13 protein-coding genes are annotated in these 15,299 nt (G+C 60.2%); 2 read left to right on the forward strand and 11 right to left on the reverse strand.

What is annotated here, in order from left to right; all coding sequences use genetic code 11:
• Positions 1-141: 141 nt before the first annotated feature.
• On the forward strand, positions 142-351 hold the full coding sequence (locus ACYZT1_RS06090) for a cold-shock protein (RefSeq protein WP_462018129.1): 210 nt from the start codon (positions 142-144) through the stop codon (positions 349-351).
• A gap of 134 nt (positions 352-485) precedes the next feature.
• Here the strand turns inward: ACYZT1_RS06090 and ACYZT1_RS06095 are convergent, their stop codons facing one another.
• The 4 genes from ACYZT1_RS06095 to ACYZT1_RS06110 all read right to left on the reverse strand — a co-directional run bounded on the left by ACYZT1_RS06095 (position 486) and on the right by ACYZT1_RS06110 (position 5,715).
• Positions 486-863, reverse strand: coding sequence for a hypothetical protein (locus ACYZT1_RS06095; protein ID WP_462018130.1), 378 nt, complete (start codon positions 861-863; stop codon positions 486-488).
• Positions 864-938: 75 nt separating this feature from the next.
• Positions 939-1,748: a putative RNA methyltransferase gene (locus ACYZT1_RS06100; protein WP_462018131.1), complete on the reverse strand. Its 810-nt coding sequence runs from the start codon at positions 1,746-1,748 to the stop codon at positions 939-941.
• Entirely contained in the window at positions 1,748-2,899 is a 1,152-nt protein-coding gene (dapE, locus tag ACYZT1_RS06105) for a succinyl-diaminopimelate desuccinylase (RefSeq protein ID WP_462018132.1), read from the reverse strand. The genes ACYZT1_RS06100 and dapE overlap by 1 nt, the downstream gene beginning before the upstream one ends.
• A 224-nt stretch (positions 2,900-3,123) precedes the next feature.
• Complete coding sequence (locus tag ACYZT1_RS06110; RefSeq protein ID WP_462018133.1) at positions 3,124-5,715, reverse strand: glycosyltransferase; 2,592 nt, start codon at positions 5,713-5,715, stop codon at positions 3,124-3,126.
• A 280-nt stretch (positions 5,716-5,995) separates the two neighbouring features.
• On the opposite strand from ACYZT1_RS06110, the gene tcdA reads away from it, so the two are divergent.
• On the forward strand, positions 5,996-6,808 hold the full coding sequence (tcdA, locus tag ACYZT1_RS06115; protein WP_462018134.1) for a tRNA cyclic N6-threonylcarbamoyladenosine(37) synthase TcdA: 813 nt from the start codon (positions 5,996-5,998) through the stop codon (positions 6,806-6,808).
• 91 nt (positions 6,809-6,899) lie between these two features.
• Here the strand turns inward: tcdA and ACYZT1_RS06120 are convergent, their stop codons facing one another.
• From ACYZT1_RS06120 to map, 7 genes are all read right to left on the reverse strand, one after another.
• Entirely contained in the window at positions 6,900-7,304 is a 405-nt protein-coding gene (locus tag ACYZT1_RS06120; RefSeq protein WP_462018135.1) for a SufE family protein, read from the reverse strand.
• Entirely contained in the window at positions 7,301-8,506 is a 1,206-nt protein-coding gene (locus ACYZT1_RS06125) for an aminotransferase class V-fold PLP-dependent enzyme (RefSeq protein ID WP_462018136.1), read from the reverse strand. Before ACYZT1_RS06125 ends, ACYZT1_RS06120 begins: the two co-directional genes overlap by 4 nt.
• A gap of 159 nt (positions 8,507-8,665) precedes the next feature.
• Positions 8,666-9,700, reverse strand: coding sequence for a 2,3,4,5-tetrahydropyridine-2,6-dicarboxylate N-succinyltransferase (gene dapD / locus ACYZT1_RS06130; RefSeq protein WP_462018137.1), 1,035 nt, complete (start codon positions 9,698-9,700; stop codon positions 8,666-8,668).
• Between the two features lie 32 nt (positions 9,701-9,732).
• Positions 9,733-10,095, reverse strand: coding sequence for an ArsC family reductase (locus ACYZT1_RS06135; RefSeq protein WP_462018138.1), 363 nt, complete (start codon positions 10,093-10,095; stop codon positions 9,733-9,735).
• A 227-nt stretch (positions 10,096-10,322) separates the two neighbouring features.
• Entirely contained in the window at positions 10,323-11,522 is a 1,200-nt protein-coding gene (dapC, locus tag ACYZT1_RS06140; RefSeq protein ID WP_462018139.1) for a succinyldiaminopimelate transaminase, read from the reverse strand.
• Positions 11,523-11,717: 195 nt separating this feature from the next.
• A complete protein-coding gene (locus ACYZT1_RS06145) occupies positions 11,718-14,420 on the reverse strand; it encodes a [protein-PII] uridylyltransferase (RefSeq protein ID WP_462018140.1) in 2,703 nt (900 codons plus the stop codon).
• A gap of 42 nt (positions 14,421-14,462) precedes the next feature.
• Positions 14,463-15,245: a type I methionyl aminopeptidase gene (gene map, locus ACYZT1_RS06150; RefSeq protein WP_462018141.1), complete on the reverse strand. Its 783-nt coding sequence runs from the start codon at positions 15,243-15,245 to the stop codon at positions 14,463-14,465.
• Positions 15,246-15,299: the final 54 nt, after the last annotated feature.

The following is a 15,299-nucleotide window of genomic DNA, read 5'->3' on the forward strand; positions in this document are numbered from 1 at the left end:
GCTCGGGCGCGCGACAGTGTGCCGTATTCCCCTGAAATCGGCAAAAAAGCGGCTAAGCAAAGTTGAGTTGAGTTGAGTTGAGAGATTTTGCGGCTGACCTATACTCGCCCGCTCAACAATAAAAACATGGGGCGGCAATTTATGGCTACGCGCGTAACCGGCAGTGTGAAGTGGTTTAACGATGCCAAGGGCTATGGCTTCATTCAACGCGACGACGGTGTGGATGTGTTTGTGCACTACCGCGCGATCCGCGGTGAAGGGCATCGCTCGCTGGCTGAGGGTCAGCAGGTTGAGTACGCCGTGGTGACCGGCGAGAAGGGTTTGCAGGCTGAAGACGTGGTAGGGCTGTAAACCCACTCCTCAGATCAGGCAAAACCACTGTGGGAGCGAGCTTGCTCGCGATTGGGGCGTGTCAGCCCCAGTTGATGTGACTGACAGGACCCCATCGCGAGCAAGCTCGCTCCCACAGGTTTTATGTGCAGCCTTCAAGCAGTTTTCCAGGTGATCTCCTCTTCACCATCGGCACTGATGCGCATCCAGCGATCCGCGGTTTCTTCACCTTCTTCCTCGATCCAGCTCCCCGGCGCGCAACGCACTTCGACATTCAGTGCGGCGAACGCGGCACGGGCGCAGGCGATGTCGTCTTCCCACGGCGTCTGGGCGCTTTCCAGGTACAGGCTGTTCCATTTTCCTACGGCTTTGGGCAACCAGGTTACCGGCACGTTACCGGCCTTGCATTTGTACGTCTGACCTTTCTGCACCCAGTCGGTGCACGGGCCCAACGCGGTGCTGAGCCAGGCTGCGACGGCCTTGTAGTCGACGTCGGCGTCTTTCAGGTAAATCTCGATATCGGGTTGGCGCATGGATGTCCTCACTGCGGGTCTGAAAAATCCATTCGCGGATTTAGCCGGCTTCAAGCGGTCGCTCAAGGCCAAAAATTATTGAAGTACGAAGTAATCGTAACGCATCGACACGGTGACCTCGAACGGCTCCGTCTGCTCGATCACCGCCGCCCGTCGTTCGGCACTGGCGCGCCAGCCGTGCGGCGTCATGGCCAGCAGGTTGGCGCGATCCTGGCCGCTCGCCAGCGTCAATTTGAATTCAAGGGTTTCGCTGTGCTGCAGCGACATGCCTTCCGGCACCAGCGCCAGATGCTTGTCATCCGTGTACTCGCGCACTTCGTCGTAAAGACGTTCGCGTAATTCCATCAGATGGCCGCTGGTCGGGCCGACTTTCATCAGGCCGCCGCCGGGGCTGAGCAAGCGTTTGGCTTCTTCCCAGTCCAGAGGGCTGAAGACGCTGGCAAGAAACTGGCAGCTGTCGGAGGCCAGCGGCACGCGCGCCATGCTGGCGATCAACCAGGTCAGCTGCGGATCGCGTTTGCAGGCACGTTTGACCGCTTCGCGCGAGATGTCCAGCGCGTAGCCATCGGCAAGCGGCAAGGCCTGGGCGATTTGTGCGGTGTAGTAACCCTCGCCGCAGCCGATGTCGAGCCAGCGCTGCGGCGCGTATTGCGCCGCCAGTTCAGCAAGGCGCCTGGCCACGGGTGCGTAATGCCCGGCGTTCAGGAAGTCGCGACGAGCTTCGACCATCGCCAGGTTATCCCCAGGGTCGCGACTGTTTTTGTGCTGCACCGGCAGCAGATTCAGGTACCCCTGACGCGCACGGTCAAAACGATGCCCGGCGGGGCAAGCCACGCCGTTTTCCACCGCGTTCAGCGGTTCACTGCAGATCGGGCAAGCGAGCATCAGGCGAGCAACTTGATCAGGGTCTGGTAATAGATTTCGGTCAGCACATCGAGGTCGGCGGCGAGTACGCGCTCGTTGACCTGATGGATCGTCGCGTTGACCGGGCCCAACTCGACCACTTGTGTACCCATGGTTGCAATGAAGCGTCCGTCGGACGTCCCGCCGCTGGTGGAGGCGCGGGTGGAGCGCCCGGTGACGTCCTTGATGCTCGATGCGACGGCATCGAGCAACGCGCCCGGCTCGGTGAGGAACGGCAGACCGGACAGCGCCCAGTCGATGTGCCAGTCCAGGCCATGTTTGTCGAGGATGTCGGCGACGCGTTTCTGCAGACCTTCCACCGTGGACTCGGTGGAGAAACGGAAGTTGAACACCGCCACCAGATCCCCCGGAATCACGTTGGTCGCGCCGGTGCCGGAATTGACGTTGGAAATCTGGAAACTGGTCGGCGGGAAGAAATCATTGCCGTGGTCCCAGTGTTCGGCAGCCAGTTCGGCCAGCGCCGGGGCGGCGAGGTGGATCGGGTTTTTCGCCAGGTGCGGGTAGGCCACGTGGCCCTGGACACCGCGCACGGTCAGTTTGGCACCGAGCGAACCGCGACGGCCGTTCTTGACCACATCGCCCACCAGCGTGGTGCTCGACGGCTCGCCGACGATGCACCAGTCCAGCCGTTCCTTGCGTGCGGCGAGACGCTCGATCACCGCTTTGGTGCCGTGGTGCGCCGGGCCTTCTTCGTCGCTGGTGATGAGGAAAGCGACCTTGCCCTTGTGGTCCGGGTAGTCGGCGACGAAGCGTTCGGCGGCCACGGTCATGGACGCGAGGCTGCCTTTCATGTCCGCCGCACCACGGCCGCAGAGCATGCCGTGGTCGTCGATGACTGCGTTGAACGGGTCGATTTGCCAGGCGGTGACAGGACCGGTCGGGACCACGTCGGTGTGACCGGCGAAGCACAGCACCGGACCGTCATGTTTGCCATGGGTCGCCCAGAAGTTATCCACATCTTCGATACGCATCGGCTCAAGCTGGAAACCGGCATCGCCCAGGCGCTGCATCATCTGCTTCTGGCAATCGGCGTCGACCGGCGTCACGGAGGGACGGCGGATCAGGTCGATGGCGAGTTGAAGGGTCGGCGAAAGGTCGGCGTGGGCCGTCATGGAAAACTCCGGAGATCATGAGTGTGGGCGCGGACTAATTGTGGGAGCCAGCCAGCCTGCTGGCGATGGTGGTGTGGCAGTCAACATATAAGGTGATTGTTACATTGCCATCGCGAGCAGGCTCGCTCCCACAGGGATGGATATCACGCCAAGCCCTGCAAAATGGCGGATATCTTAAAGCAAAACGGCGACCATTGGCCGCCGTTTAGTGCATCCGCAGAGATTTAGACCGCGGGTGCCGTCTGTGCTTCGAGTGCCGGTTTTGGCAGCGAAGACAGGAACGCCATGATCAGCGCCGCCAGATACGGCAGCGACTGCACCAGCAACATGATCACCCAGAAGCGCATGTCGTTGCTCGGCATGCCGTTCACCAGGTAAATGCCCAGCGCCGCACCCCACAACAGCAGCATGATGAACACTTCTTCGCGAGCCTCCGAAATCGCCACCCAGAAGCCGTGGTTATCGGCGTTCTTCGGTGTGCGGAAAAACGGAATGCTGGTGGTGAAGAAGCCGTACAGCACCGCTTTGGCGATGGTGTGCGACAACGCCAGACCGGCGAGTGCGGCGCAGAATGCGTCCTTCAAATTGACGCCGACCGCGCGACGATACAGGAAGATAATCTTGCCGACCTTGAACACGAACAGCGCCAGCGGCGGGATGGCGAAGATCAGCAACGGCGGGTCGACCCGCTGCGGCACGATGATCATCGCCGCCGACCACAACAGTGCGCCCACGGTGAAGAAAATGTTCATGCCATCGGCGACCCACGGCAACCAGCCCGCGAGGAAGTGGTAACGCTGGCCGCGGGTCAGCTCGGAACCCTTGCCGCGCAACAGGCTGGTGGTGTGCCGCTTGATGATCTGAATGGCGCCATAGGCCCAGCGGAACCGCTGCTTTTTGAAGTCGATAAACGTATCGGGCATCAGGCCTTTGCCGTAACTGGTGTGGTAATACGCCGCCGACAAACCTTTTTCGAACACGCGCAGGCCCAACTCGGCATCTTCGCAGATGCACCAGTCCGCCCAGCCGAGCTCTTCGAGCACCGACCGGCGGGTCATGGTCATGGTGCCGTGCTGAATGATCGCGTCGCGTTCGTTACGGGTGACCATGCCGATGTGGAAGAAGCCCTTGTATTCGGCGTAGCAGAGCTTCTTGAACGTGCTTTCGTTCTGATCGCGGTAATCCTGCGGCGACTGCACCACGGCGATTTTCGGATCGGCGAAGTGCGGCACCATGTGCTTGAGCCAGTTCGGATCGACGCAGTAGTCCGAGTCGATTACGGCAATGACTTCGGCATCCTTGGCGGTGTGCGGAATCAGGTAATTCAGCGCGCCACCCTTGAAGCCGGCGAGCGGTGCGACGTGGAAAAACCTGAAGCGCGGGCCGAGGGTTTCGCAGTAATCGCGCACCGGTTCCCAGACCGCCGGGTCCTTGGTGTTGTTGTCGATGATCAGGACTTCGAAGTCCGGATAGTCGAGCTTGGCCAGAGCATTGAGGGTCTGTTTAACCATCTCCGGCGGCTCGTTATAGCAAGGCACATGAATGGAGACTTTTGGTCTGTAGTCCGAATCGCCCACCACCGGCAGGAATTCACGACGACGCTTGTGAGTCCAGACCGCTTCGGCCAGTTCATGCGCTTCGGTCAGCAGTACGATAAATACCCCGAGTGCACCGAGGGCGAGGAGGATACCGACCGTCAGGCTGAACCAGGTGCTGTATTGCAGGCTGTAGTCATAACCGATCCACACCAGAACCGAACCGCACAGGAAGGCGATAAAGGTCAGGAAGGTGCGGCCGCGTTGACGCAAGGCAGAGCCGTCGATCATCAGCAGGGTCAGCGACAGCAGCGCCAGGACCACCGAACCGACCGCCAGCACGCGCCATTGCGGGATGGCCACGACCGGGCCTTCGAAATTGAATTTCTGTTGGCGCGCCGCGTTGAACACGCCCCAGTAGGCACCCACCGAACCTTCGTCGCTGGCCTTCCACGGCTGGTCAAACGCTTCGATCACGAAGTAGTTGAAGCCCTGGCGATTAAGCTTGTTGACCAGCGTACGCAGATAGATTGCCTGGTCGGCAGGCGAGGCATCCGCACCACCGCGCATACGGCCGTTGCTCGGCCAGCCGACTTCCGACAGCAGCAGGGGTTTTTTCGGGAACATCTTCTTCAGATCCCGGGCACGATCGAGTACGAATTGTCCCGATTGCTCCATTGGCACGTGTTCCCAGTACGGCAGAACGTGCGCCGCAATCAGATCAACGTGCTTGGCCAGGCTCGGGTTCTCTTTCCAGATGTGCCATTGCTCGGACGTGGTCACCGGGACCTTCACTGCCGCGCGCACGCGATCCAGAATAATGCTCAGTTCTGCCGCCGTAATTTCCGTACGGAAAATAGCCTCGTTGCCTACCACCACGCGAACCACGCTGCGCGAGCTGTTGGCGATTTCGATGGCTTTCAGGATTTCGCGCTCGTTGCGCTCCTCGTCGGGGCTGATCCAGACCCCGAGCGTCACCCGCAGGCCGAATTCTTCAGCCAGTTTGGGAATGTTCCCCAGCGGGCCGTCGACGGAGTAAGTACGGATGTTGTCCGTGAGCTTGCTCATGATCTCCAGGTCGCGACGCATTTCATCGTCGCTGGGGTATTGAGCTTTTTGCGGGTATTGGCCTTGCTGGAAAGGCGAATACGAAAAGCCGGAGATTTGTTCAGGCCAATTGGGGGTGGTGACCGGGCGATTGATCAGCGCCCAGAAGCCGGTAAACAAGGCAGCGATGGCGAGCACCACGACCAGGTTGAGTCCAAATTTACGCGATGACATAGCTTTTTCGGGTTCCAGGGGCTGCTGAACGAAGGAACGGTCGGCGGCTGACTGCCTTTGGGGCATGGGGCGCGCATCCTACACTGGGCGTTCACTGACCGTACAGCGGACAGGGAAAAGCCGACATTGGGCAGTCGAACTTACCGTAAGTTCTTTGCGTTGGACCTTGTAGGACAATTCTTGGTTCGGCGTCGCCTGAAGAAACCAGCCGTTCATACAGCAAAGATGTTCTTGGCTGCCGACGGCCCTATAATGCGCGCCGGTTTTTTAGGTAATGGTCATGAGCACAGAAGATCCGCGGTTTGCAGGCATCGCCCGTTTGTACGGCATCGAAGGCCTTGAACGCTTGCGCGCCGCGCACGTGGCGATCGTCGGTGTCGGCGGCGTCGGTTCCTGGGCGGCGGAAGCCATCGCGCGGTGTGGCGTCGGCGAGGTTTCCTTGTTCGATCTGGACGATGTCTGCGTCAGTAACGCCAACCGTCAGTTGCACGCGCTGGACAGCACCGTCGGCAAACCCAAGGTCGAGGTGATGGCTGAGCGCCTGCGCGGGATCAATCCGGACTGCACCGTGCACGCGGTGGCGGATTTCGTCACGCGCGAGACCATGGCCGAGTACATCACACCGAACATTGATTGCGTGATCGACTGCATCGACAGCGTCAACGCCAAAGCGGCGCTGATCGCCTGGTGCAAGCGCCGCAAGATTCAGATCATCACCACCGGCGGCGCAGGCGGGCAGATTGACCCGACGCTGATTCAGGTCTGCGATTTGAATCGCACGTTCAACGATCCGCTGGCGTCGAAAGTGCGCTCGACCTTGCGCCGCGATTACAACTTCTCCCGCACCGTGACGCGTCATTACAGCGTGCCCTGCGTGTTTTCCACCGAACAACTGCGCTACCCGAAACCCGATGGCAGCATTTGCTTGCAGAAGAGCTTTGTCGGCGATGGCGTGAAGCTTGATTGCGCCGGCGGCTTTGGGGCAGTGATGATGGTCACGGCGACGTTCGGCATGGTCGCGGCCACCAAGGCTGTGGACAAGATTGTGGCCGGGGTGCGGCGGCCGGCGGATCGGGTGAAGCCGGCGGTTTAATGGTTGCAGCAGCAGACGCCATCGCGAGCAGGCTCACTCCCACATTTGGAATGCGTTTCACCTGTGGGAGTGAGCCTGCTCACGATGGCGATTAACCAGCCAACTCATTCATCCGCTGAAGCACGGCATTAAGGCCATTACTGCGCGACGGCGATAGCTGCCGGCTCAATCCGAGTTGGTTGAACCAATCCGGCAGATCCACTTGCTGCAGCTCAACCGCCGACAACCCGTTGACCCGCGCCAGCAGCAACGCCACCAACCCGCGAATCAACCGTGCATCGCTGTTTGCGGCAAAGTGCCAATGTCCATCCACCAGCGATCCCACCAGCCACACCTGACTTTCGCAGCCATGTACGCGATTGGCATCGACCTTGTCTGCGTCGCTTAGCGCCGGCAGACGATCCCCCCATTGCATGAGCAGGCGCGCGCGTTGTTCCCAGTTCGCCGCACTCCGGAAAGTGTCGAGCGCGGCGACCGCTTCGGCAGGCATACTCATCGCAACAGTTCCAGCGCCTGATCCAGTGCTTCGAAAAAACGTTCGAGGTCTTGCGAATCGTTGTACAGCGCCAGCGACACCCGAATAGCCCCGGCCAGCTGAAAGCTTTTCAGCAACGGCATGGCGCAGTGATGCCCGGCGCGCACCGCGATACCTTGCTCGGTCAGTAAATGCGCGAGATCGGCGTTATGCACACCCTCGACGACAAAACTGGCCAGCGCCAGACGCGGTTTGCCCAGTAGCTGAATACCGTTGCGTGCTTCCAGGCCTTTAAGCAGATAGTCGTGCAGCGCTGCTTCATGGGCAGACACCGCGTCCTGATCCAGACCCGCCAGATAATCCAGCGTCGCGCCCAGCCCGATCACACTGGCAATGGGCGGCGTGCCAGCCTCGAACCCCAGTGGCGCCGGGCGGAATCGAGCGCTCTGATAGTCGGCGTCCAGGACCATTTCGCCGCCGAACTGCCAATGCCGTAATCCCTTCAGCGCCTCGGTGCGGGCAAACACCACGCCCAGACCATCGGGGCCATACAGCTTGTGACTGGAAAACACATAAAAGTCGCATCCCAGCGCCTGCACGTCGTGCCGGCCATGGACCACACCTTGGGCACCATCGACCACGGTCAGTGCGTTGTGCGCTTTGGCCATTTGCAGCAAGGCGGGCAGGGGTTGCCAGGCACCCAGAACGTTGGACAACTGACTGACCGCGAGCAGGCGGGTGCGCGGACCGATCAACCGTTCGGCGGCGTGCAGGTCGATCAAACCGTCGTGGTCCAGAGGCAGGATCACCAGTTTCACGTCTCGACGGTGGGCCAGTTGCTGCCACGGCAGCAAGTTGGCGTGATGCTCCAGGGCACTGATGACGATTTCATCGCCCGGTTTGAACAGATGTTCCAGGCCGTAAGCCAGCAGGTTCAGCGCAGACGTCGCGCCGTGGGTGAAAATGATCTGCCCGCTGTCGCCTGCGTTCAGCCATTGCGCCACTTTACTGCGGCTGTTCTCGAACGCCTGGGTCGCGTGCGCGCCCGGCAAGTGCTGCGCCCGATGCACATTGGCCGCGCCGTTGGCGTAGTAATGCGCGAGAGCATCCAGCAGGGCTTGAGGTTTTTGCGTGGTGGCGGCGTTGTCCAGATAGGTCTGGTCTTGCCGTTGCAGTGCGGCGATGGCCGGAAAATCGGCACGCCAAGGGGAAGGAATCATCATGGAATGCAGCCCTGGTGAACATGGGCGAGGTGTACGCCTGACCCCTGTAGGAGCGAGCTTGCTCGCGATAGACGTCAACGATAACGCTTGTTACTTGAGTAACCGCGCCGCCCTTGCGTTTTTCGCGAGCAAGCTCGCTCCTACAGGGGATCAATCTGCTTAGTTGTGAGCGTGCAGCGCTTCGTTCAGTTCGATAGCCGATTTGTGGGTTTTGCATTCCACCGCACCGGTCTGCGAATTGCGGCGGAACAACAGGTCGGGTTGACCGGCCAGTTCACGCGCCTTGACGACTTTGACCAGCGAGTTGTTTTCGTCCAGCAGCGCCACCTTGGTACCGGCGGTGATGTACAGGCCCGACTCGACAGTGTTGCGGTCGCCCAACGGGATGCCGATACCGGCGTTTGCGCCGATCAGGCAGCCTTCGCCAACCTTGATCACAATGTTGCCGCCGCCCGACAGGGTCCCCATGGTCGAGCAGCCGCCGCCCAGGTCCGAACCCTTGCCGACGAAAACGCCGGCAGACACGCGGCCTTCGATCATGCCCGGGCCTTCGGTGCCCGCGTTGAAGTTGATGAAACCTTCGTGCATCACGGTGGTGCCTTCACCCACATAGGCGCCCAGACGCAGACGCGCAGCGTCAGCAATACGCACGCCGGCGGGGACGACGTAGTCGGTCATTTTCGGGAACTTGTCGACCGAGAATACTTCCAGCAAATCGTTACGCAGACGCGCTTCGAGTTGACGTTCGGACAGTTCGGCGAGGTCGATCGCGCCCTGGCTGGTCCAGGCCACGTTCGGCAGCAGCGGGAAAATCCCGGCAAGGTTCAGGCCGTGCGGCTTGACCAGGCGATGGGACAGCAGGTGCAGTTTAAGGTAAGCCTCGGGCGTCGAAGACAGTTGCGCATCTTCAGCCAGCAAGGTTGCGACCAGCGGTTTGTGGCTTTCGGCCAGGCGGGTCAGCAACGCCGCCTGAACAGCGTCAACACCTTTGAGCGCGTCGGCCATTTGCGAGGCTTGAGTGGTGGTGAACGTGATGGCCTGGTTGCCTTCGCTGTAACCCAGAACAGGCACCACGGCCGCAACCACTTCGGCGGACGGATTGAGCAGCGGCTGCGCGTAGAACACTTCCAGCCAGGCGCCTTGACGGTTTTGCGTGCCGACACCAAAAGCCAGGCTGAACAGGGTAGTGGACATGTAAATACCTCTAACAAAATGGAACGGGCCGCTTACTGGAGCGCTGCCGCGTAGATATCTGGCTTGAAGCCAATCAGGGTTCGGTCACCGAGATCAAGCACCGGGCGCTTGATCATCGAGGGTTGGGCGAGCATCAGTTCGATGGCTTTCGTCTGGTCGAGATCGGCTTTACGTTCGTCTTCGAGTTTGCGAAAGGTCGTGCCTGCACGGTTCAACAGCACTTGCCAGCCGTGCTCGTCGCACCATTGGGTCAGGTGCTCACGGTCGATTCCGGCCGTTTTGTAATCATGGAAATCGTAGCTCACAGCGTGTTCATCGAGCCAGTTGCGCGCCTTTTTCATGGTGTCGCAGGCTTTGATGCCGAAAAGGTGCAACGTTTTGCTTGAAGCGGTCAAGGAATTGCCCCCTTTACAGTTGCTGGAAATAGAAGGTGACGGATTATGCCATGACCGGACGGTTTCGCGTCGGCAGTGGTCGGGTTTGTATGTGTGTCAGGGCATAAACCCTGTGGGAGCGAGCTTGCTCGCGATGAGCGTGAGAACATCGCGGGGTGGCAGGCCGGTCGCGTCATCGTTAACGACCATCGCGAGCAAGCTCGCTCCTACAATTTTCGGGACAGCGTTTAACTGCGGCGCTGGATGAAATCCCGGATCCGTTGCGCCGCCTCAACACATTCCGCCAGCGGTGCAACCAGCGCCATGCGCACTCGGCCGGCGCCCGGATTGGTACCGTCGACATCACGGGACAGATAGGAACCCGGCACCACGGTCACATGCTCTTCAACGAACAGATCGCGGCAGAACGCCTCATCGTCGCCTTCAACATTCGGCCAAAGATAAAACCCGCCATCCGGCCGCTGCACGTCCATCACCGGGCTCAGAATTTCCAGCACAGCGTCATATTTTTCGCGGTACAGATCACGGTTGGCACGCACGTGTGCTTCGTCATTCCACGCGGCAACGCTGGCCAGTTGCGTCTGCACCGGCATCGCGCAGCCGTGATAAGTGCGGTACAGCAGGAAGCCTTTGAGGATGTCGGCATCGCCGGCGACGAAACCTGAGCGAAGGCCTGGCAGGTTGGAACGCTTGGACAGGCTGTGGAACACCACGCAACGCTTGAAATCCTTGCGGCCCAGTTCCACGCAGGCACTGAGCAGGCCCGGCGGCGGCGTTTGTTCGTCGAAGTAGAGCTCGCTGTAGCATTCGTCTGCGGCAATGACGAAGTCATGTTCGTCCGCCAGCGCGATGAGTTTTTTCAGGGTGTCGACCGGAATCAGAGCCCCCGTCGGATTTCCCGGCGAGCACAGGAACAGGATCTGGCAACGCTTCCAGATGTCCGCCGAAACAGCGTCGAAATCCGGGTTGAAGCCGTTTTCGTCCAGGCACGGCAGGTAGTGCGGCTTGGCCCCGGCGAGGAACGCGGCACCTTCATAGATCTGGTAGAACGGATTCGGGCTGACCACCAGCGCGTCGTCGCTACGATTAACCACGGTTTGGGTGAAGGCAAACAGCGCTTCACGCGTGCCGTTCACCGGCAGCACATGACGTGCCGGGTCGAGCCATCCTGGCGGAACACTGAAGCGACGTTCGCACCAGGCGGCGATGGCTTCGCGCAGAGCCGGAACGCCGAGGGTGGTCGGATAGACGGCCATCTGATCCAGATTGCTCGCCAACGCTTCAGCGACGAAGCCCGGCGAACGGTGCTTCGGCTCGCCGATTGACAGCGCGATCGGGCGCTTGGCCGGGTCAGGCGTGACGCTGCCGAGCAGGGCGCGGAGCTTCTCGAACGGGTAGGGCTGCAACTGGTTCAAAGCGTTGTTCATCGGGGCCTCTTTACGTAGTTGAGGGCTTTTGTGGCGAGGGGGCTTGCCCCCGTTCGACTGCGCAGCAGTCGTGAAACCAATGTGTGGGATGTAGCTGATACACCGCTTTTTCGGTTTTGAGGCTGCTCCGCAACCTAACGGGGGCAAGCCCCCTCACCACAGGAAGCGCACTCCAACGAGTGGAAATTTGTCAGTTCAAATACTGATGCGCGACAGGTTGATTTCGGATTCCTGATTGACCGTCAGCTGTTCAACAATCGCATCCTGCAAACGGCTGCACAGCAATGGGTCGGACAGCGGCTGGTTGTTGGCGTCGGTGATGAAAAACACGTCTTCCACGCGCTCCCCCAGCGTGGCGATCTTGGCATTCTGCAGCGACAAGTCGAACTCGAGGAATATCGTACCGATCCGCGCAAGCAGGCCTGGACGGTCCGGCGCACTCAGTTCCAGCACGGTCACCGGACGCTGGGCGTCGTTGTGGATGGTCACCTGCGGCGCGAAAGCGAAATGCTTGAGCTGGCGCGGCACTCGACGCTGAATGATCGTCGGGTAATCGTCCGGGTTGCGCAGGGCCTCGGTCAGACCTTCGCGGATCTGTTTGACCCGCGTCGGGTTGTCGCCAATGGAGTCGCCGTCCGTGTCGAGCACAATGTAGGTGTCGAGGGTGAACTGGCTGCTCGAAGTGATCACCCGCGCGTCATGGATGTTCAGGTTGAGCTGGTCCATGGCCGCCACCGTCACGGCGAAGAAGTCATGCTGATCCGGTGCATAGATGAAGATCTGCGTGCCGCCCTCGAATTCGCGCTGAGTGGTCTCCTTGATCAGCACCAGCGGGCCGCCATCGGCCGGTTGCTGCAGGATGGCATCGGTATGCCAGGCGACATCGCCGGCGGTGTGACGCAGAAAATAGTCGTCGCCCAATTGCGACCACAACTGCTCGACGTCATCCGGATCGGTCCCTCCGCGCACCAGAATGTCCAGCGCTGCACTTTGCGTCTGGCGGATCTGCATTTCACGATCCACCGGGTTTTCCAGACCTCGGCGCAAGGCTCGTTTGGTCTCTGTGTAGAGCTGACGCAACAGGCTCGCGCGCCAGGAATTCCATAGCGTCGGGTTGGTCGCGTTGATATCGGCGACGGTCAGCACATACAGATAATCAAGGTGAGTTTCGTCGCCGACGATCTGCGCGAAATCGTGAATCACTTGCGGGTCGGACAAGTCCTTGCGTTGCGCGGTGGTCGACATCACCAGATGGTTTTGCACCAACCAGACAATCAGGCGGCTGTCCCACACCGGCAACTGATGGCGCTGGCAAAAGGCTTCGGCATCCACCGCGCCAATTTCGGAATGATCACCATGCCTGCCTTTACCGATGTCGTGGTAAAGCCCGGCGAGGTAAATCAGTTCCGGTTTCGGCAGCTTGGCCATCAGCTTGCTCGCCAACGGGAATTTTTCCGACACCTGGGTGTACTGCAACTTACGCAGGTGTTTGATCAGGTTCAGCGTGTGCGCATCGACGGTATAAATGTGGAACAGATCATGCTGCATCTGTCCGACGATAAACCCGAACTCCGGCAGATAACGCCCGAGAATGCCGTAACGATTCATCCGGCGCAGGTTGCGGTGGATGCCGATCTTGCATTTGAACAGTTCGATGAACAGGCTGGTATTGCGAATATCGTTGCGGAAATCGTCGTCGATCAGATGACGATTTTCCCGCAGAAGGCGAATGGTGTCGGCGCGCACGCCTTTGATTTCCGGCTGCTGGGCCATCAGCACGAAGATCTCGAGCATGGCGAACGGCGTGCGGCGGAACACGTTGTCGTTGCGCGCTTCGATGTAGCCGTCATGCAGCTGGAACCGCGAGTTGATCGGCAGCGGCGGCGCTTCGTCCTCGGGCGCGAGGATCACCTCTTCGAAATGCTGGATGATCAGATCACTGAGCTGGGCGATGCTCATGACCACCCGATAATACTGTTGCATGAAGTTTTCGATGGCTTGTTTGGCGTCATCGCCTTCGAAACCGAGCAGCCCGGCGATGGAGCGCTGATGATCGAACAGCAAGCGGTCTTCGGAGCGACCGGCAAGCATGTGCAGTGCGTAACGCACCTTCCACAAAAATTCCTGGGACGAGGCCAGCAGCGCGTTTTCGCTCTCGACCAGAAAGCCTTCGCCGGCCAATGCCCGCAGGTTGAGGGTGCCGTATTGACGACGCGCCACCCACAGAATCGTCTGAATATCCCGTAGTCCGCCCGGCGAACCTTTGACGTTGGGCTCCAGGTTGTACTCGGTATCGTTGTACTTGTGGTGGCGGGCCTTCTGCTCGGAACGTTTGGCCAGGAAGAACTCCTTGCTCGGCCACATGTGCGCGGTGCTGGTAACCTCCAGCATGCGCTGGCGCAGGCGCTCGGGGCCGGCAATGGTGCGGCTCTCCATGAGGTTGGTGATCACCGTCAGGTCCGCGCGAGCCTCAATGGCGCATTCGTCCACCGAGCGAACGCTCTGACCGACTTCCAGGCCGATGTCCCACAACAAGGTCAGAAAACGCTCGATGGAATCGCGGAAAACTTCGTGATCGGCGCTGTCCAGCAGGATCAGCAAATCGATATCGGAATAAGGGTGCAACTCGCCGCGCCCGTAGCCGCCAACTGCAACCAGCGCGATGTCGGCGTCCTCGCTCCAGTCGAATTGCTCCCAGGCCTTTTGCAGGATGTTATCGACGAACCAGGCGCGATCCTCGATCAGCCGGCGAATCTCGCGGCCGCTGCGAAAGCGCCCGTCGAGCACCTCGCGCGCCTGACGGATCGCCTTCTTGAAGGCCGCGATCGGGCTGGCCTTCAGGGCCAGTTCAGCCTGAAACTGGCCACGGTCGAAGAGTTCGGGATCCACCTGCGGCATCGATTGGCTTTCCTTTCTGTGAGGCTGAGCGGTGAGACTTGATCAGGCGGAGACGCGCGCGATGGTGTCGTCGGCCCGCAGGGTGAAGATCTCGTAACCGGTTTCGGTGACCAGCAGGGTGTGTTCCCACTGTGCCGACAGCTTGCGGTCCTTGGTGATGGCGGTCCAGCCGTCGCCCAGCACCTTGGTGTCGGCCTTGCCCTGGTTGATCATCGGCTCGATGGTGAAGGTCATGCCGGCTTGCAGCTCCATGCCGGTGCCGGCGCGCCCGTAGTGCAGAATCTGCGGCTCTTCGTGGAACACCTTGCCGATGCCATGACCGCAGAATTCGCGGACCACCGAGAAACCGTTCTTTTCCGCGTGCTTCTGGATCACCTCACCGATATCGCCCAAGCGGCAGCCGGGTTTGACCAGTTCGATCGCCTTGTACATGCATTCCTGGGTCACCTGCGAGAGGCGCTCGGCCCAGAGCGGAACCGTGCCGACGTGGAACATACGGCTGGTGTCGCCGTGATAGCCGTCCTTGATCACGGTGACGTCAATGTTCAGCGTGTCGCCATCTTTCAACGGTTTCTCGTTGGGAATACCGTGGCAGACGACGTGATTGATCGAGGTGCAGATCGACTTCGGGTAGCCCTTGTAGTTGAGCGGGGCAGGGATGGCCTTCTGCTCGTTGACAATGTAGTCGTGGCAGATGCGGTCCAGCTGTTCGGTGGTAACACCCGGTTTCACATATTCGGCAATCATTTCCAGCACATCGGCGGCCAGTTTGCCGGCGACACGCATTTTCGCGATGTCCTCCGGGGTTTTGAGGGTGACGGTCATACAGGCTCTCTCTGCGCTCGAGGGCGCTTGCTAAAACGAAACGGGCCAAGTGCG

The sequence above is a fragment of the Pseudomonas sp. PB3P13 genome (assembly GCF_054897735.1).

Coding starts and splice junctions, on each gene's coding strand:
- ACYZT1_RS06100 (WP_462018131.1), bottom strand. CDS start 1,748: ATGCTCGCTTGCCCGATCTGCAGTGAACCGCTGAACGCGGTGGAAAAC.
- ACYZT1_RS06090 (WP_462018129.1), top strand. CDS start 142: ATGGCTACGCGCGTAACCGGCAGTGTGAAGTGGTTTAACGATGCCAAG.
- ACYZT1_RS06110 (WP_462018133.1), bottom strand. CDS start 5,715: ATGTCATCGCGTAAATTTGGACTCAACCTGGTCGTGGTGCTCGCCATC.
- dapE (WP_462018132.1), bottom strand. CDS start 2,899: ATGACGGCCCACGCCGACCTTTCGCCGACCCTTCAACTCGCCATCGAC.
- map (WP_462018141.1), bottom strand. CDS start 15,245: ATGACCGTCACCCTCAAAACCCCGGAGGACATCGCGAAAATGCGTGTC.
- ACYZT1_RS06125 (WP_462018136.1), bottom strand. CDS start 8,506: ATGATGATTCCTTCCCCTTGGCGTGCCGATTTTCCGGCCATCGCCGCA.
- tcdA (WP_462018134.1), top strand. CDS start 5,996: ATGAGCACAGAAGATCCGCGGTTTGCAGGCATCGCCCGTTTGTACGGC.
- ACYZT1_RS06095 (WP_462018130.1), bottom strand. CDS start 863: ATGCGCCAACCCGATATCGAGATTTACCTGAAAGACGCCGACGTCGAC.
- ACYZT1_RS06145 (WP_462018140.1), bottom strand. CDS start 14,420: ATGCCGCAGGTGGATCCCGAACTCTTCGACCGTGGCCAGTTTCAGGCT.
- dapD (WP_462018137.1), bottom strand. CDS start 9,700: ATGTCCACTACCCTGTTCAGCCTGGCTTTTGGTGTCGGCACGCAAAAC.
- ACYZT1_RS06120 (WP_462018135.1), bottom strand. CDS start 7,304: ATGAGTATGCCTGCCGAAGCGGTCGCCGCGCTCGACACTTTCCGGAGT.
- dapC (WP_462018139.1), bottom strand. CDS start 11,522: ATGAACAACGCTTTGAACCAGTTGCAGCCCTACCCGTTCGAGAAGCTC.